Below are 18,013 nucleotides of genomic sequence, written 5' to 3' on the forward strand. Positions count from 1 at the left end.
GCGGATGACGAGCGTGGCGGCGGACCTCTAGAGCGCTCGAAGCCGAGGAGCGAGGTCGCGCTCGAAGAGTTCGAGAAAGCGGCGCTGGTCGAGTCCGGGTGCATGGAACACGAGGTGGTTGAGGCCCGCGTCGACGTACTTCTTCACGTCCGCCACCACCGCGTCTGGATCTGAGCCGACGATGAAGCGCGAGGCGATCTGCTCGATCGGCAGCGCATCCGCCGCCTGTTCCATCTCGATCGGATCGTGGATGTCGTGCTTCTGTTCCTTGCTAAGGGCGAGCGGTGCCCAAAAGCGGGTGTTCTCGAGCGCGGTCTCGTAGGAGGTGTCGTAGCTGAGCTTGATCTCGATCATGCGGTCGATCTCGTTGGCGTCGCGGCCCGCCTTCTCGGCACCCTCCTGCACGGAGGGGATGAGCTGCTCGGTGTAGAGCTCCATGCCCTTGCCCGAGGTGCAGATGAAGCCGTCTCCCGCGCGTCCCGCGTATCTGGCGACCATCGGGCCGCCGGCGGCGATGTATACCGGAACCGGTACGTCCGGGCGATCGTAGATGGATGCGCCGTGCGTGGAGTAGTACTCGCCCTGGAAGTCGACGCGATCCTCCGTCCAGAGCTGGCGCATGAGCTTCACCGACTCGCGCAGCCGGGCGAAGCGCTCCTTGAACTCGGGCCAGTCCTGCTCGCCCGCACCGCGGAATCCGGTCGCGATCTCGTTGAGCGCCTCGCCGGATCCGACCCCGAGCATGATGCGCCCGGGGTACAGGCACCCCATGGTCGCGAAAGCCTGGGCGATCACGGCCGGGTTGTAGCGGAATGTCGGCGTCATCACCGAGGTGCCGATCTGCACGGTGCTCGTGCGCTCCCCCACCGCCGCCATCCAGGCGAGCGAGAACGGTGCGTGGCCGCCCTCGTGCCGCCACGGCTGGAAGTGGTCGCTGACGGCGACGCTCTCCATGCCGTGCGCCTCGGCCGCCACCGCGATCTCCACGAGCTCACGCGGGTCAAACTGTTCTGCGGATGCCTTGTAGCCGAGCTTCAGGGGGAGCATGTGTCTATCCTCGCACTCGCAGCGTCGGCGCGTCGGGCGCGCCGTTCGACAGGCTCAGGGAACCACTACGACCGGCTAGGAGTCTGTAGGAACTCGGCCACCGCGCGCGGAACGTAGGGGCTCACGTCGCCGCCGAGTGCGGCGACCTGCCGCACCAAGCTGCTCGAGACGTGCGCGTGGGCCGGGTCGGTGAGCACGAAGACGGTCTCGACGCCCGCAAGGTCGCGGTTCACGATCGCCATCGGCGTCTCGTAGGCCACGTCGATCTGCGAGCGCACGCCCTTGACGAGAACGTGCGCGCCGACATCCGTGCAGTAGTCGACGAGTAGGCCGACGCTCCAGGAGGTGACGTGGATGTTGCCGGACAGCTTCGCCTCGGCGATCGACTTCTCGATGAGTGAGACCCGCTGCGCAACGGGGAGCAGGGCGGTCTTGTCGGGGTTGTGCACGACGAGCACGTGCAGTTCGTCAAAGATGCCCGAAGCTCGCTCGATGACATCGAGGTGACCCAGAGTGACCGGGTCGAACGACCCAGGAACGACCGCGATCCTGTTCATGCGTCCAGCCTATCCGGTGGGTGGGGTCGCTTCCTGAACGTGGCCGGTCGCGTCAGTTCTTGGCGAGGAAGTCGCGCGAGGTCTCGTCGAGGCGGCGATCGAGCGCCTCCCGCAGTGCCGGATGCCGCCCCAGCGTCGGATCGTCCGCCAGCACCTGCTGGGCGAGTTCCCGGGCCTCGGTGATGAGCTCGCCGTCTTTCGCGACGCGCAGCAACCGCAGCGACGACCTCCCGCCGGACTGGGTACTGCCGAGCACGTCGCCCTCCTGACGCAGCTCGAGGTCCTTCTGCGCGAGCTCGAAGCCGTCGAGCGTCGACGCCACGGCCTCCACCCGCTCGCGCGCGAGCGACTCGGGCTCAGCTGCGGTGACGAGCAGGCAGAGTCCGGGCACGCCACCGCGACCGACCCGGCCACGCAGCTGGTGCAACTGCGAGACGCCGAAGCGGTCGGCATCCATCACCACCATCGCCGAGGCGTTCGGCACGTCGACGCCCACCTCGATCACCGTGGTCGCGACGAGCACGTCGATCTCGCCAGCGGCGAAGGCGCGCATGAGCGCATCCTTCTGCTCGCTCGGCAGCCTGCCGTGCAGCGCCTCGATGCGGGCGGATGCCAGCAGCGGGTTCGCGCGCAACTCGGCCAGCAGCTCGGTGACGTTCGCGGTCGCAGCGTGACCGATCGCAACCTGTCCAGCGGCCCCGGACGTCTTGCGCGCCGCGGGCGCCTCGGCCGACTCCGCGACTTGGCCATCGTCCAACTCTACCCCCGGGTCCGCCGGGTCGATCGCGGGCGCGACGACGAAACCCTGACGCCCGCGAGCGAGTTCCTCTGCGAGCCGCTCCCAGACCCGGCTGACCCAGCCCGGCTTCTCGGCCAGCGGCACGACGAAGGTCTCGATGCCCTGTCGACCGGCCGGCAACTCGGCGATCGTCGAGATGTCGAGGTCGCCGAAGACGGTCATCGCCACCGTGCGCGGGATCGGCGTCGCGGTGAGCACGAGCACGTGCGGCGGGGTCGAGCCCTTGCGGCGCAGGGTCTCCCGCTGCTCGACGCCGAAACGATGCTGCTCGTCGACGACGACCAATCCGAGGTCGAAGAAGCCGACGGCATCCGACAGCAGTGCGTGGGTGCCGACAATGATGCTCGCACCACCGGACACCGCGGCGAGCAGCGCCTTCTTGCGCTCGGCGGTCGAGAGTTGCCCGGTGAGCAGGGTCGGTCGCAGTCGGGCGGCGAGATCCGGCCCCAGAGTCTTCACGATCGACCGCAGGTGCTGTCCCGCGAGCACCTCCGTCGGGGCGAGCAGCGCGGACTGCCCGCCGGACTGCGCCACCGCGAGCATCGCCCGCAGCGCGACGAGGGTCTTGCCCGAGCCGACCTCGCCCTGCACGAGACGGTTCATCGGCGCGTTGGACTCGAGGTCGGCGGTGATCTCCTCGCCCACCCGCGACTGGTCGCCGGTGAGGTCGAAGGGCAGCGCCGCGTCGAATCCGTGCAGCAGCGCTCCTCCGACCCGCGGCGTCGCCTCGCTCTCGCGAAGCAGCTGCCGCTGTTGCAGCAGCGCGGACTGCAGCACGAACGCCTCCTGAAAGCGCAGTGCCTTGCGCGCCGCGCCCCAGTCGGAGTCCTTCTGCGGGCGGTGAATTAACTCGACCGCCTTGGAATAGCTCATCAGCTTGCGGGAGGCGCGCACGGCATCCGGAACCGGGTCGTCGAGAACGGGCAGCGTGTCGAGCACCACGCCGATCGCCTTCTGCAGTTGCCACGAAGCGACGGAGGCGGTGGCCGGGTACAGGGGAATCGGCATCTCCGCCCATGCCCGAGCCTCGTCATCGCTGCGGTCCGCGTCTGGTTCGAACAGCTCGTAATCGGGGTGTGCGAGCTGCCTGGTGCCCTTGTAGTCGCCGACCTTGCCCGCGAAGATGCCGCGAGCGCCCGGCACGAGTTCGCTGCGGCGCCAGGCCTGGTTGAAGAAGGTGAGGGTGAGGATGCCCCTGCCGTCGCTGATCCGCACCTCGAGGATCGAGCCGCGCTTGGCACGCATCGGGCGCTCCTGCACCGCGAGCACCTCGGCCACGATCGTGACGCTCGACTCGAGCTGCAACTCGCTGAGCGCGGTCAGCTCGCCACGGCGCGCGTACCGCCGCGGATAGTGACTGAGCAGATCGCCGACGGTGACGAGCCCGAGCCCCTTCTGGAACGCCGCGGCCGTGCGCGCTCCGAGCGCTGTGGACAGCTTGGCGTCGAGAGGCGAGGTCACCCTCCGAGGCTACCGGCGACCGCCCACCCTGTCGGAAATTCAGGACAACGGTCGCCGTTGCGCGTCGAATCGCGCCCCCGTCGCCACAGCCACGGCCAAAGTCCTGAGTTTCCGAAAGAGCGGGGCGAGTGCAGCCGGTAGCGTTGAGCGCGATGACACGCATAATCGCCGGATTCGCCGGTTCGCTCACGCTCGCGGTGCCGCGTTCCGGCACGCGTCCCACGAGCGATCGCGTGCGCGAAGCCATCTTCTCGGCGCTCGAGTCGCGCGATCTCCTCGCCGGCGCGAGCGTGGTCGACCTCTACGCGGGTTCTGGTGCGCTGGGGCTCGAGGCGGCATCCCGCGGCGCCGCGAGCGTCACGCTCGTCGACAACGGCCAGCCCGCCGTGCGCGCGGCCCGCGAGAACGCGAGACTCGTCGGCCGCAGCGCGCCAGCGGGCATGGGGCCAAGGATCGCGGTCGTGGCCCAGTCGGTGCAGTCCTTTCTCGATGCGGCGAGCACCGAGTGGACCATCGCGCTCCTCGACCCGCCCTACGAGCTCGATGACACCCAGTTGCGACGCAACCTCGAGGCGCTGGCGCCGCGGCTGGCACCGGATGCGGTGGTCCTGGTCGAACGCAGCAGCCGTTCCGCAGAACCCGGCTGGCCCGACGGCATCGAGCTCGACCGCCGCAAGGATTATGGCGACACCACTCTGTGGTGGGCGCGCCGCTCCTGAGCGGAGCTAGCCGCGGCCCCCGTCCCAGCCGGTGTACGGGTCCCAGCCGCCCGGCGCGTAGGGTTCGCCGTCGAGGCTGATCCCGGCGCCGTCGACCACCACGCCCACCGCACGAAACCCGCCGGGGAACGACGCGTCGGGCGGGAAGGTTGCGAGCAGCGAGTGGTCTTCACCGCCGTCGAGAGCGAGCTCGGGCGAGGCGCCGAGCAGCACACTCTTGAAGTCGAGACCGACGCCGCTGGCGCGCGCGAGCCGTGCGGCATCGAGCGCGAGTCCGTCGCTAAGGTCGAGCATGGCGGTCGCTCCCGCGAGCGCGGCGGCGACCCCGTCCGCGATCGGTGGGCGCGGGGCCAGTTGCGCCTCGGTCTGGTCACGCAGCCCGGCCGCGAGCGACGCGGACGGCTCGCCCGCCGCATCCGTCGCGTACTGAAAGAGCAGCCGCAGAGCGAAAGCCGCCTCGCCGAGCACGCCCGAGACCGCGACGACATCGCCCGGCCGGGCGCCGGAGCGCAGCACCGCATCCCGACCCTCGAGGTCGCCGAACGCCGTCACCGCGATCGTCAGCGTCGGTGATACCGAGAGGTCACCACCGACGATGCCGCAGCCCAGCGCGAGCTCGGCGCAGGCATCCCGAAAGCCGTCGGCGATCCCCTCGAGCAGCGAGACCGGCGAGTCGGCGGGGGCGGCGATCGCGACCACGAGGGCGGTCGGCACGGCACCCATCGCCGCGACATCCGAGAGGTTGGAGGCCGCGGCCTTCCAGCCGAGGTCGTGCGGTGTCGACCACGCGAGTCGAAAGTCGGGGCCGTGGATCATCATGTCTGTCGTCACGACGAACCGTCCGTCGGGCGCGGCCACCACGGCAGCGTCGTCACCCGGTCCGAGCAGGGCGGATGCCGCATCCGGCAGCCGGGGAAAGATGCGGCCCAGCGTCGCCGACTCCCCTATCGCCCCGAGCGTATCGGCGCCCCTGGAACCCGGCCCTTCAGCATCCGTCATGCATCAAACGCTAGCCTGAAAGCAATGAACCCGAGACTCGTCCGCGCCGCGATGGCTGCCGCGGCGCTGCCACTGCTCCTCGCCCTCAGCGCGTGCGCGCCCACCGTAGCACTCAAGCCGGCGGCCGACGCCACCAATCCGAAGTGTGCGGACGTGATCGTGCACCTGCCCGGTTCCGTGGCCGACCAGTCGCTGCGAGACACGGATGCGCAGGCGACGGGCGCCTGGGGCGATCCGGCTGCGGTCATCCTGCGCTGCGGCGTGACGCCCCCCGGGCCCACGAGCTCGCAGTGCGCCACGGTCAAGGGCATCGACTGGGTCGTCGACGATACGAAGAAGCCGGTCTACACCTTCACCACCTACGGTCGCACGCCGGCCGTGCAGGTCGTCGTCGACTCGAACCTCACCAACGGCCAGGGCACCATCGTGCTCGATCAGCTCTCGAACGCCATCAGCTTCATCAAGCAGTCATCCAAGCACAAGTGCGAGAGCGTGCTGGGCAGCGGCCTCGGAGGCGAGTCCGAGGTGGTTCCCGCACCGACACCGACGCCATGATCGGTCGCTAGGACTCCGGCTGCGGGTCGGCGTCGTCCGTGGTGAGGTGCGGCGCGATGTCGCGCGGGTCCATCGTGCCCGCGAGCACCTCGCCCACCTGCGACACGATCGGCATCGCGACACCCTTGGCCGCCGCAAGTTCCAACACCGGCGCGACGGATGCGAGCCCCTCCGCCGTCTGGTTCATCTGCCTGACAACGTCCGCGAATCCGTAGCCCTGCCCGAGCAGTCGGCCCGCGGTGTTGTTGCGCGACAGGGGCGACTCGCAGGTGGCGATGAGGTCGCCGAGGCCGGCGAGGCCGGCGAGCGTCTCCGGACGACCGCCATAGGCGACCGCGAAGTCCGTGATCTCCACGAGCCCGCGGGTGATGATCGAGGCCTTGGTGTTCTCGCCGTAGCCGACGCCGTCGACGATGCCGATAGCCACAGCTATGAGGTTCTTGAGCACGCCACCGAACTCGGTGCCGATGACATCCGTATTCACGAAGGAGCGGAAGTAGGGGTTGGTCGCGGCGATGGCCACCCGGGTCGCGGTGTCCATGCTCTCGGAGGAGACGACGGCAGCGGTCGGCTGCTCCTTGGCGATCTCGAGGGCGAGGTTCGGCCCGGAGATCACGGCGACGCGCTCGGGGTCGATGTGGAGCTCCTGCTCGATGACCTCGGTCATCCTGAGTGCGGTGCCGCGCTCGATGCCCTTCATGAGGCTCACGAGGATGGCGTCGCGCGGAATCAGCTCCCGCACGATGCGCAGGTTCTCGCGCAGCGACTGGCTCGGCACAGAGAGGAAGACGATCTCGGCGGCGTCGAGCACGTCGGGCAGCATCGCGCTCGACCAGAGGTTGCGCGGCAGATTGATGCCGGGGAGGTAGTCGCTGTTGCGTTTGCTCTGGGAGATCTCGCGGGCGAGTTCCGCGCGCCGCGACCAGAGCGCGACATCCGAACCGCCGTCGGCGAGCACCTTGGCGAAGGTGGTGCCCCAGCTGCCAGCGCCCAGCACGGCGGCGCGCCGCACCCCCGGGGCCGACACGGGGATCGGCATGGTCATGAGGTTGCTCAAAAGCGTCCGATCTCAGACTGGTCGTGCTGGCTGGGGTCCCACAGCACCGTGGGTGCCGGCTCGCCGCGCAGGTCCGCGAGCAGAGCGGCGATGTCGCGCATCAGCACCGCGGTCGCCTCATTGAGTGTTGCGCTGTCGATCTTGCGCCCGGCGAACGCCGAGAGGTCGACCGGGTCGCCGATCTTGGCGTGGATGGTCTTCGGCGGGAAGACGCTGATGCGCTTGCCGTAGCGCGGCATGACGGCCTGCGTGCCCCAGTGCGCCATTGGGATGAGCGGCACGCCGGCCTCCAGCGCCATCCGAACCGCTCCGGACTTGCCGCGCATGGGCCAAAGGTCGGGATCGCGCGTGAGCGAACCCTCGGGGTAGATGATCACCGCGCGGCCGCTCTCGGCGAGCTTTTTGGCCGCGGCGAGCGGATCACTCCCGCGCACCGCGCCGGCCCGCTCGACCGGGATCTGGCCGGACTTGCGCAGGAACCAGCCGAGCACGGGAACCTTGAACAGGGAGGCCTTGGCAAGGTAGCGCGGCGCACGGCCGAGGCGCCACACGAAGATGCCGACCACCACCGGGTCGATCTCGCTGTAGTGATTGGGCGACAGGATGAACGCGCCCTGCTTCGGGAGCTTGTCGCCATCTTCGACGCGGTACCTCGCAATGAGATACATGAACGGCAGCACGAGTGCCGCGAGCACGCGGAAGACCGGTGTCTTTTCCGACTTCGGCTTCGGATGCTCGCCCGGCTGCTCTGCCGTGGGCTTGGGTTCGTCGGTCACTCGCCGGCTATCCCTCGTACACGAAGTCTGCGCCGAGCGCCTCGAGCTTTTCGATGATGTGTTCGTAGCCGCGACGGATGAGACCGACGTTGCGCACCGTGGACTGCCCCTCGGCGACAAGGGCCGCGATCAGGTAGCTGAAGCCGCCGCGCAGGTCGGGAACCAGCACGTCCGCACCGTGCAGCGGCGTCGGTCCGGTGATGACCGCGGCCTGCTCGAAGTCACGACGGGGAACCCGCCTGGGGGTGTCGGGAAGACCGTGCGGATGCACGACGATGTTCGCGCCCATCTCGTTGAGCGAGGCGGTGAAGCCGAGGCGGTTCTCGTACACCGTCTCGTGCACGATCGAGACGCCATTGGCCTGGGTGAGAGCCACGATGAGCGGCTGCTGCCAGTCCGTCATGAAGCCGGGGTGCACATCCGTCTCCACCGTGACGGGCTTCAGCTCACCGCCCGGGTGGTAGAAGCGGATGCCGTCGTCTTCGACATCGAACGCCCCACCGACCTTGCGGAAGACATTCAGGAAGGTCATGAGCTCGGACTGCAGCGCACCCTCGACGAAGATGTCACCGCGGGTGGCGAGCGCGGCGGATGCCCAGCTCGCGACCTCATTGCGATCGAACAGCGCCCGGTGCTTATAGCCTTCGAGCCGGTCGACGCCCTCGATGAGGATCGTGCGGTTCGGCTCGACCGAGATGATCGCGCCCATCTTCTGCAGGATGGCGATGAGATCCATGATCTCCGGCTCGATCGCCGCGTTCTTGAGCTCGGTCGTGCCCTCGGCGCGAACCGCGGTGAGCAGCACCTGCTCGGTCGCGCCGACGCTCGGGTAGGGCAGCTCGATGTCGGCGCCCTTCAGCCCGTTCGGTGCCGTGATGTAGATGCCCTCGTAGCTCTTGTCGACCACGGCTCCGAAGGCCCGAAGCGCGTCGAGGTGGAAGTCGATGGGGCGGTCGCCGATGCGGCAACCCCCGAGGTCCGGAATCCGCGCCTCGCCGAGGCGGTGCAGCAGCGGGCCGCAGAACAGGATCGGGATGCGGCTGGAGCCGGCGTGCGCGTCGATCTCGGCGAAATGTGCCCGCTCCACGTTGCTCGTGTCGAAGCGCAACTCGCCCGGCGCGAGATCGGTGACCTCGACACCGTAGACCTGGAGCAGCCCGCGCACGACATCGACATCGCTGATCTCGGGCACGTCGCGCAGCACGCTCGGCGTCTCGCCGAGCAGCGCGGCCACCATCGCCTTGGTGGCGAGGTTCTTCGCGCCGCGAACGCCGATGCGCCCTCGAAGCGGGTTTCCGCCGGTGATGAGAATCTCGTCTGAAGTCAGTGCCACGCGTTCCCCTGCCTTCTGGGCATCCCTGGTCAGAGCGGTCATTATTGGACCGAGCCGTGCCGTACAGGCAGTGTACGTGGCCGCCATGATTGCCTGCGGCTCTCAAACTCCGTGATTTTTGCCTCATCACGCAGGGTGAGCGCGATGTCGTCGAGGCCCTCGAGCAGTCGCCACCTGGTGTAGTCGTCGATGTCGAATGGCACAGTCAGCTCGCCGACGGATGCGGTCTTCGCCTCCAGATCGACCGAGGCCTCGATGCCCGGCTGCGCTTCGATCCTCGCCCACAGCGCTTCGGCATCCGCCTCGGTGATCTGCCCGGTCAGCAGACCCTGCTTGCCCGAGTTGCCGCGGAAGATGTCGCCGAAGCGCGGACTCAGCACGGCCGCGAAACCGTAGTCGCGCAGCGCCCAGACGGCGTGCTCGCGGCTCGAACCGGTGCCGAAGTCCGGGCCGGCGATGAGCACACGAGGGTTCTGGAACTCGGGTCGGTTGAGCACGAATTCCGGGTCCTGGCGCCAGGCATAGAACAGGGCGTCGTCGAAGCCCGTCTTGGTGACGCGCTTGAGGAACACCGCGGGGATGATCTGGTCGGTGTCGACATTCGAGCGCTTGAGCGGCACGGCGACGCCGCTGACCACGGAGATCTTCTCCATTACGCGATCACCTCGCTCACGGCCTGGGCTGGCGCCGGGTCTGCGGAGTCGAGACCGAGATCCCAGGGGGAACTCAGCGTGCCGCGGATGGCCGTGGCCGCGGCCACGAGAGGAGACACGAGATGGGTGCGCCCACCCTTGCCCTGCCGTCCCTCGAAGTTGCGGTTGGAGGTCGAGGCGCAGCGCTCGCCCGGAGCCAACTGGTCGGGGTTCATGCCGAGACACATCGAGCAGCCGGCGAAGCGCCACTCGGCCCCGAACTCTTCAATGATCTTGTCGAGCCCCTCGGCCTCGGCCTCGATGCGCACCCGGGCCGAACCCGGCACGACCATGACGCGCACGCCATCGGCCTTCTTCTGCCCCTTGACGATCGAGGCGAAGGCGCGCAAGTCTTCGATGCGCGAGTTGGTGCAGGAGCCCATGAAGACCGCGTCGACCGCGATCTCCTTCATCGGGGTGCCCGCGGCGATGTCCATGTACTCGAGCGCACGCTCGGCCGCTGCACGGTCGTTAGGGTCGCTGTAGCTCGCCGGGTCGGGCACGGACTCGCTCAGCGAGACGCCCTGGCCGGGGTTCGTGCCCCAGGTGACGAAGGGCTCGAGCTCGTTCGCGTCGAGGAAGACCTCGGCGTCGAACACGGCGTCATCGTCGGTGGCGAGGGTGTTCCAGTAGGCGACGGCCTCGTCCCAGTCGGCGCCCTGCGGGGCGTGATCACGACCCTTGAGGTAGTCGTAGGTGGTCTGGTCGGGCGCGACCATGCCGGCTCGCGCGCCCGCCTCGATCGACATGTTGCAGATCGTCATGCGCCCCTCCATCGAGAGGGCGCGGATGGCGCTGCCGCGGTATTCGAGCACGTAGCCCTGTCCGCCGCCGGTGCCGATCTTCGCGATCACGGCGAGGATGATGTCTTTGGCCGTCACGCCGGGGCGCAGCGTGCCCTCGACGGTGATCGCCATGGTCTTGAACGGCTTGAGCGGCAGCGTCTGGGTGGCGAGCACGTGCTCGACCTCGCTCGTGCCGATGCCGAAGGCCATCGCGCCGAACGCGCCGTGGGTTGAGGTGTGGGAGTCGCCGCAGACGACGGTGATGCCGGGCATCGTGAGTCCGAGCTGCGGTCCGACGACGTGCACGATGCCCTGGTCCTTGTCGCCGAGCGGGTGCAGGCGCACGCCGAACTCGGCGCAGTTCTTGCGCAGGGTCTCGATCTGGGTGCGGCTCGTCGCGTCGGCGATCGGGCGGTCGATCGCGAGGGTGGGAGTGTTGTGGTCTTCCGTGGCGATCGTGAGGTCGGTGCGGCGAACGGGCCGGCCGGCCATCCGAAGCCCGTCGAAGGCCTGCGGTGAGGTGACCTCGTGCACAAGGTGAAGGTCGATGTAGAGAAGGTCGGGGGTGCCGTCAGCACCCTTGACGACCAGATGGTCGTCCCAGACTTTTTCGGCCAGGGTCTTCGCCATGACACGTCCTCTCTCGACTTCGGGCAACTCACGGAAGGTACTCCGTGCCCAACCCAGACAGTCTACTTTGCCGACGGCGGCGCTTGCCGGGGGTTGCGTCGCTAGGCTTGAGCTGTTGCACACCACAATCGCGCAACGCCATTTCTGCCCACAAGGCCGGTTCAAAGGAGAACAGACATGACCATCACGCAGCCCTCCATCGAGGAAGCCGCACCAGCTACGGATGGCATCGCTGCCATCGACTTCACCCACGAGCGAGTCCTCATCTCGACCGGCAGGCGTTCCGGTCTCACGATGAGCGTCGCCGTTCACTCCACGAGGCTCGGCCAGGCCCTCGGCGGGGCCAGGGTGTGGCAGTACTCCGACTGGACCGAGGCCGTCGCGGATTCGCTCCGTCTCTCGGCCGCAATGACGCTCAAGAATGCCGCGGCCGGCCTGAACCGCGGCGGCGGCAAGTCGGTGATCTATCTCCCCATGGGCACGGTGCTGAGCGACGCGCAGAAGCGCGACGCGATGCTCGACCTCGGCGACGCGATCGAGAGCCTCGGCGGCGCGTACATGACGGCAGAGGATGTCGGAACGAGCGCCGAGCTCATGGCCATCGTCGCAGAGCGCACCGAGCACGTCTGCGGACTGCCCGCCGATAAGGGCGGCGTGGGCGAGCCCGCGGATGCCACGGCTGCCGGAGTGTACGCGAGCATCCTGTCGACCCTCGATGCCGCCTTCGGTACGCGCGACGTCGCCGGTCGCCACATCGTCATCTCGGGGCTCGGACAGGTCGGAGGTCGACTCGCCACGAAGCTCGCGGCAGCCGGCGCGCAACTCAGCGTCACGGATGTCAACCTGGGCAAGCAGGACCTCGCCGCCTCGCTCGCCGCGACCTGGGTGGACGTGGCGGATGCCCACCGCATCGAAGCCGACCTCTTTGTTCCCTGCGGACTCGGCGGCGTGCTGAGCCCGACCGTCATCGACGAGCTTCGCGTTCCCGCGGTGGTCGGCGCGGCGAACAACCAGCTCGCCCGCCACGACGGCGCGGAGCAGCTGACCGCTCGCGGCATCCTCTGGGCGCCCGACTTCGTCGTGAACGCCGGCGGCGTGATCTACCTCGACATGGCGACGAAGCCGAACGCCGACTTCGCCGCGATCGAGGCGCGTGTCTCGACGATCGGCAACACCATCGCGACGATCTTCGCGGATGCCCGTTCCAAGGGCATCACGACGCTGGATGCGGCGGAACAGCTCGCGATGGCACGCCTGAACGCCGCCTGATCGATCGAACTCGGTGTCGATCTCGCTCAGTCGCACTCCACGCGGATGACGTAGTCACCGAGTTCGAGCGTCGCCCCGGCGGGCACCGCTGCCCTCGTGCCCGGCGCGACCTCGATGGCATCCGAGTCGTCCGGCACGATGAAGACACCGTTCGTCGAGTCGAGATCGTGCACCCAGAGTTGCCCGGCCTCGACCTCGACGAGCGCGTGCGTCTTCGACAGCGACTTCGCGGGGTCGACCAGCGGAAGCAGTTCGGCATCCGGTCGCTCGTCGGTGCGCGCGGGGTTGCGGCCGATGAACAGCGCTCGCTCCACCGCTCGTGCTCCGATTCCGCCGGGCAGCACGAGACGCCACTGGAGTTCTGGGCGGTGAGGCGCCTCGGGTAGCTCGACTCCCGCATCCGAGGCGGCGTCGCGCGGCGGCGGGACCACGCCAGGAGTCGGCGGCACACCGGCGCCGGCGGTGAAGAAGACGATGTCGTCACTGGCGCTCCGCTGCGGAACGACCCGGGGGTTCGCGACCCGGTAGGTGCCGGAGTCGATGACCCCGGGTGGAAGCGTAATGAACTCTTCGGGGTCGACCGCGGCGGCATCCTGCCGATCCGGTGAGGGACGTGGCTGTGGTGGAAGAGAGAGGCCTGGCGGTGGGGCGATCATGGGAGAGTCTTCGTCGTCCACCTTTGCCCCTGCCATCGCAACTGTTACCGGGCAATGCTAACGGACACGAGAAACCGAACCCGTATTGTTCTTGTAGAAATGTGCCGCCCGCGACGGTGGCACACCTCGGTACCCGCGCTCGGTTCGTCGCGAGCGCCAAGACCTGGAAGAAGACCGCGTGCGCCTCAAGCTCACTCTCGTTCGTCCAACCGCGACCTCCGACGACATCGTCGTCACGACGGATGCCGCGGCCACCATCGGAGATATCGCCGCCACGATCATGCGGGTCGATCCCCAGGCCGCGCCCACTGTCGCGCGCGGTGGGCAATACACGATGAGCGCCAAGCTTCCCGGCGCTCCAGAGGCATTGCTTCTGCCGCCGGATGCGCCGGTCGGAGAGGCCTGGATCGGCTCCGGCGCGAGCGTCAGCATCGTGGATGCCGGCGTCTTCTACGTGCCCGAGGCCTCAGGTAAGGGTCCCGTCGTCGCCACGGTTCGAGTCACGGCCGGAGCGGACGAGGGGCGAACGTTCGACCTTCGAGCCGGCAGCTGGTCACTCGGTCGCGATTCGGCATGCGACATCGTGCTGACCGACCCGCTCGTGTCCAAGAAACATCTGAGGTTTGAGGTCGACACGGCGGTGGAAATCGTCGATCTGGGCTCGGCGAACGGTGTCGTCGTCGACGGCGGAATCGTCGGAAGGCTGCGAGTCACCAAGAAAGAAACCATTCTCGTCGGCGACACGGAGATGGTGATCGAGGTCAATCCGGTCATTGCGGAGACCGGGGTCACGCCCAAGGCCGGGCCGATCTTCTTCAACCGATCGCCACAGGTGGAACCGCGCTACGTCGGGGCCGAACTGGTCGGGCCAGAGGTGCCGCAGGAGCTCGATCTGCAGGACTTCCCGCTGCTGTCGATGATCGCACCGCTCATCATGGGTGGCGCACTCTTCGCCTTCACCCACAATCCGCAGTCCCTGCTCTTTGTCGCACTCTCGCCCGTGCTCATGATCGGCAACTACGTGAGCCAGCGGATGTCACGCAAAAAGAAGCAGAAGTCGAGCATCGTCAAGTTCGACGCCAGGCTGTCGGCACTCACGGAACAGCTCGCCCAGGAGCGGGTGCACGAGCATGAGATGCGGTTGCGCGAGGCACCATCGACAGCGGAGATCCTCGCCCAGTCCGCACGCTTCGATTCCCTGCTGTGGACGCGTCGGCCCGAGCACTGGTCGTTCCTGAACGTGCGCCTCGGCACGGGAACGATGGAATCACGCAACACGATCCGCGAAGACCAGAAGAGCACGTCACTGCCCGAGTTCCAGTCCCGGTTCGACGAACTCGTCGCGGCCAATCGATTCGTGCACGACGTGCCGATCATCGATAACCTCTACGACTCCGGTGCACTCGGCATCTCCGGGGCTCCGGATGCGGTGGTCGAGGTGACCAACGCCCTGCTGGTGCAATTGACCGGCCTCCATTCGCCGGCGGAGCTCGTGGTGGCGTCCATCATTACTCCGGCATGGTCATCCGGCTTCGAATGGCTCAAGTGGATACCGCACACCTCGTCACCGCACAGCCCCATCACGGGTAGCCACCTCGCGGACAGCGCCGCGAGCGGTGCCGCGCTCGTCTCAGCGATCGAGGACATGATCAGCGCGCGACAGGAGGCGAACCGCGCCACCGCTCAGCGCCGCGGGGCGATTTCGGAGGATCAGACCGCGCTCGAACGTGGAGCGACCGTGGGAGAGGATGCTGCATCCGCCGGCACGCCGTCCCTTGTTCCCGCCATGATCCTTCTCATCTCCGACGACGCCTCGGTCGATCGCGCACGACTCGTGCAGCTCTCGGAATCCGCCGCGGACGCCGGCATCTATCCGGTGTGGATCGCTCGGTCGCCGCGAGCGCTTCCCGCCGTGTGTCGCACCTTCCTCAATCTCGCCGAGGATGGCGGCCCAGCCACCGCCGCCTTCGTGAGACTGGGCGAGACGATCGACGATGTGGTCACCGAGCACGTCAGCCCGGCGGATGCTCTCGACTTCGCGCGTCGGCTTGCCCCCGTGATCGACGCGGGAGCTCTCGTCGCCGACTCGAGCGACCTGCCGCGCAGCGTGTCGATGGTGTCCCTGCTCGGTCACGATCTGTTCGAGTCGAGCGAGGCCGTGACCGACAGGTGGCGGCAGAACGAGTCGATTCACAATCGCACGGGCGGCGAGAACACGAAGCTGCGTACCGCGGGAAAACTTCGCGCCATCGTGGGCTCCTCCGGAGTGGATGGAATCCACCTCGACCTCAGGACGCAGGGCCCGCACGCCCTGGTGGGAGGCACAACCGGCTCGGGTAAGAGCGAGTTCCTGCAGGCATGGGTGCTGGGCATGGCCGCGGAATACAGCCCCGACCGCGTGACCTTTCTCTTCGTCGACTACAAGGGCGGATCCGCCTTCGCCGACTGCGTGAGCCTGCCGCACTGCGTTGGTCTGGTCACGGACCTCAGCCCGCACCTTGTCCGTCGGGCCCTCACGAGTCTCCGCGCCGAACTTCGGTTTCGGGAGCACCTGCTCAACCGCAAGAAGGCCAAGGACCTGCTCGAGCTCGAGAAGCGTGGAGACCCCGAGTGCCCGCCGGCACTCGTGCTCGTCATTGACGAGTTCGCCGCGCTCGTGGGCGAGGTGCCGGAGTTCGTCGACGGCGTCGTCGACATCGCCCAGCGTGGCCGGTCCCTCGGCATCCACCTGATCATGGCGACGCAGCGCCCCGCCGGCGTGATCAAAGACAACCTCAGGGCGAACACGAACCTTCGCATCGCCCTTCGCATGGCAGACGAATCAGACAGCCAGGATGTCGTGGGCGTCAAGGAGGCCGGCGGCTTCGATCCCTCGATCCCCGGCCGCGGACTCGCCAAGACCGGTCCGGGCCGACTCACGCAGTTCCAGTCCGGCTACGCCGGAGGCTGGACGTCCCGCGAGCCGGAACGCCCGGGAATCGAGATCGCCCAGCTGCGATTCGGCTCCGAAAACCGTTGGGAGGAGCCGCGTCGCTCGGACGTCGAGGAGGTCACGGATCTCGGCCCGACAGACCAGCAGCGTCTCGTGTCAACGGTGGTTTCCGCGTCCCACGCGGCGAACATCCCCGCTCCCCGCAGGCCGTGGCTCGATGAACTGGCCACCGTCTACGAACTGGGCAGGTTGCACCAGCGAACCGATGCCGAACTCCTCCTCGGGGTGTCGGACGTGCCAGAGGAACAGCAACAGCGCCCGGTCTTCTTCAGGCCGGATACCGACGGCCACATCTCGATCTTCGGAACCGGCGGTTCGGGAAAGAGCGCAACCCTCAGAACTCTCGCCGCCGCCGCGGCGATCACCCCTCGCGGCGGCGCGGTCGAGGTGTACGGCCTCGACTTCGGCGCCGGCAGCCTTCGGATGCTGGAGGCACTCCCCCACGTCGGCTCGATCATCAACGGCGACGATTCGGAGCGCGTCATCCGGCTCTTCCGCATGATCAAGCAGGAACTCGAATCGCGCGCCCCGCGCTTCGCCGCGGCGAACGCGTCGAGCATTGCGGACTACCGCACGCTCGCGAACCGACCCGACGAGAAGCGCATCCTGTTGCTCATCGACGGCTACCCCACGTTCCGCCAGGAGTTCGAAATCCCCGCCGGCCGATCCGCCTGGTACAGCGTGTTTCAGGAGGTCATCTCCGACGGCCGCCAGCTCGGAATACACATCGCGTTCACGGCGGATCGACCGGGTTCCGTTCCGTCGTCGATCAGCTCGAGCGTGCAGAGGCGAGTCGTACTGCGACTTGCCGAAGAAGGCGGATACAGCATGCTCGACGTGCCGAGCGACATCCTCGGTGTCGGATCAGCTCCGGGGCGCGCGATCGTCGACAATCTTGAAACGCAGATCGCGATTCTGGGCGGTAGCACCTCGATGTCCGACCAGTCCGCGGCGACCCGCGCTCTCGGTGAAGCGATGACCCGGGCCGGCGTCGCTCCCGCCGCCGCGATCGGGTCGCTACCCAAGGAGTATCCGCCGGCTCAGCTTCCGGATCGCGTGGGGGACCGGCCCGTGCTCGGCATCAGCGATGAGAACCTCGGCCCTGTGGGGTTCGAGGCGAGCGGCACCTTCCTCATTGCCGGACCACCCGCCAGCGGCCGCACGAACGCACTCGAAGCGGTGGCGCTCGCGGTGAGCCGTTTCGACCCGGACGCACGCCGCTACTACTTCGGCAATAAGCGCTCGCGCCTGGGTTCCGATGTCGAGTGGACGGCCTCGGCCGTGACCATCGACGATGCGGCCGCGCTCGCCAAAGAAATCGTCGAGGCCGTGGCTGACGCGGATACCGAGGGACGCATCGCCGTGTTCGTGGAGTCCATATCCGAGTTCCTGCAGACGAGCGCAGATCAGCCGATCCTCGACCTGATCAAGGCGATCAAGCGCAGTGACCACTTTCTGGTCGCCGAGTCTGAGACGTCTACCTGGAGCTCGTCGTGGCCGCTGCTCGGTGAGATCAAGAACGGTCGCCGCGGCATCCTGTTGCAGCCGGAAGCGATCGACGGCGAGCTCATCCTCAAGACGCCGCTACCTCGAATGGCCCGCAGCGAGATGCCGGAGGGACGCGGAATCCTGATCACGTCCGGCAAGTTCTCCCGCGTTCAACTACCGCTCGTGGGAGCCGAATAA

At 67.9% G+C, this 18,013-nt stretch carries 14 protein-coding genes; 4 read left to right on the forward strand and 10 right to left on the reverse strand.

Annotation, left to right across the window (positions count from 1 at the left end; translation table 11 throughout):
* Positions 1-27: 27 nt before the first annotated feature.
* The 3 genes from fgd to ABUA37_RS11575 form a co-directional block, all read right to left on the reverse strand.
* Entirely contained in the window at positions 28-1,047 is a 1,020-nt protein-coding gene (fgd, locus tag ABUA37_RS11565; protein WP_349899363.1) for a glucose-6-phosphate dehydrogenase (coenzyme-F420), read from the reverse strand.
* Between the two features lie 65 nt (positions 1,048-1,112).
* Positions 1,113-1,604, reverse strand: a complete 492-nt coding sequence (gene coaD / locus ABUA37_RS11570) for a pantetheine-phosphate adenylyltransferase (protein WP_349899364.1) — start codon at positions 1,602-1,604, stop codon at positions 1,113-1,115.
* 52 nt (positions 1,605-1,656) lie between these two features.
* On the reverse strand, positions 1,657-3,864 hold the full coding sequence (locus ABUA37_RS11575) for an ATP-dependent DNA helicase RecG (protein WP_349899365.1): 2,208 nt from the start codon (positions 3,862-3,864) through the stop codon (positions 1,657-1,659).
* A gap of 152 nt (positions 3,865-4,016) precedes the next feature.
* On the opposite strand from ABUA37_RS11575, the gene ABUA37_RS11580 reads away from it, so the two are divergent.
* Complete coding sequence (locus ABUA37_RS11580) at positions 4,017-4,583, forward strand: RsmD family RNA methyltransferase (protein WP_349899366.1); 567 nt, start codon at positions 4,017-4,019, stop codon at positions 4,581-4,583.
* A gap of 6 nt (positions 4,584-4,589) precedes the next feature.
* Here the strand turns inward: ABUA37_RS11580 and thiL are convergent, their stop codons facing one another.
* Positions 4,590-5,582, reverse strand: coding sequence for a thiamine-phosphate kinase (thiL, locus tag ABUA37_RS11585; protein ID WP_349899367.1), 993 nt, complete (start codon positions 5,580-5,582; stop codon positions 4,590-4,592).
* Positions 5,583-5,606: 24 nt separating this feature from the next.
* Between thiL and ABUA37_RS11590 the strand changes: the two genes are divergently transcribed.
* Positions 5,607-6,137: a DUF3515 domain-containing protein gene (locus ABUA37_RS11590; RefSeq protein WP_349899368.1), complete on the forward strand. Its 531-nt coding sequence runs from the start codon at positions 5,607-5,609 to the stop codon at positions 6,135-6,137.
* A 7-nt stretch (positions 6,138-6,144) separates the two neighbouring features.
* Here the strand turns inward: ABUA37_RS11590 and ABUA37_RS11595 are convergent, their stop codons facing one another.
* The 5 genes from ABUA37_RS11595 to leuC all read right to left on the reverse strand — a co-directional run bounded on the left by ABUA37_RS11595 (position 6,145) and on the right by leuC (position 11,410).
* Positions 6,145-7,182: an NAD(P)H-dependent glycerol-3-phosphate dehydrogenase gene (locus tag ABUA37_RS11595; protein WP_407075380.1), complete on the reverse strand. Its 1,038-nt coding sequence runs from the start codon at positions 7,180-7,182 to the stop codon at positions 6,145-6,147.
* 8 nt (positions 7,183-7,190) lie between these two features.
* Entirely contained in the window at positions 7,191-7,862 is a 672-nt protein-coding gene (locus ABUA37_RS11600; protein WP_349899864.1) for a lysophospholipid acyltransferase family protein, read from the reverse strand.
* Positions 7,863-7,977: 115 nt separating this feature from the next.
* Positions 7,978-9,345, reverse strand: coding sequence for a UDP-N-acetylglucosamine 1-carboxyvinyltransferase (gene murA, locus ABUA37_RS11605; RefSeq protein ID WP_349899369.1), 1,368 nt, complete (start codon positions 9,343-9,345; stop codon positions 7,978-7,980).
* Positions 9,345-9,956: a 3-isopropylmalate dehydratase small subunit gene (leuD, locus tag ABUA37_RS11610; protein WP_349899370.1), complete on the reverse strand. Its 612-nt coding sequence runs from the start codon at positions 9,954-9,956 to the stop codon at positions 9,345-9,347. The genes murA and leuD overlap by 1 nt, the downstream gene beginning before the upstream one ends.
* Positions 9,956-11,410: a 3-isopropylmalate dehydratase large subunit gene (gene leuC / locus ABUA37_RS11615; protein WP_349899371.1), complete on the reverse strand. Its 1,455-nt coding sequence runs from the start codon at positions 11,408-11,410 to the stop codon at positions 9,956-9,958. Before leuC ends, leuD begins: the two co-directional genes overlap by 1 nt.
* A 177-nt stretch (positions 11,411-11,587) precedes the next feature.
* On the opposite strand from leuC, the gene ABUA37_RS11620 reads away from it, so the two are divergent.
* Positions 11,588-12,679, forward strand: coding sequence for a Glu/Leu/Phe/Val dehydrogenase family protein (locus ABUA37_RS11620; protein ID WP_349899372.1), 1,092 nt, complete (start codon positions 11,588-11,590; stop codon positions 12,677-12,679).
* A gap of 26 nt (positions 12,680-12,705) precedes the next feature.
* Here ABUA37_RS11620 and ABUA37_RS11625 read toward each other — a convergent pair whose 3' ends face one another.
* Complete coding sequence (locus ABUA37_RS11625) at positions 12,706-13,371, reverse strand: FHA domain-containing protein (protein WP_349899373.1); 666 nt, start codon at positions 13,369-13,371, stop codon at positions 12,706-12,708.
* 142 nt (positions 13,372-13,513) lie between these two features.
* Between ABUA37_RS11625 and ABUA37_RS11630 the strand changes: the two genes are divergently transcribed.
* The gene (locus tag ABUA37_RS11630; RefSeq protein ID WP_349899374.1) at positions 13,514-18,013 is read left to right on the forward strand and encodes an FtsK/SpoIIIE domain-containing protein; all 4,500 of its coding nucleotides are present in this window, start codon (positions 13,514-13,516) and stop codon (positions 18,011-18,013) included.

Origin of the sequence: Parafrigoribacterium soli, from assembly GCF_040227235.1 — a bacterium.
In the GTDB taxonomy this organism is placed as follows: domain Bacteria; phylum Actinomycetota; class Actinomycetes; order Actinomycetales; family Microbacteriaceae; genus Parafrigoribacterium_A; species Parafrigoribacterium_A soli.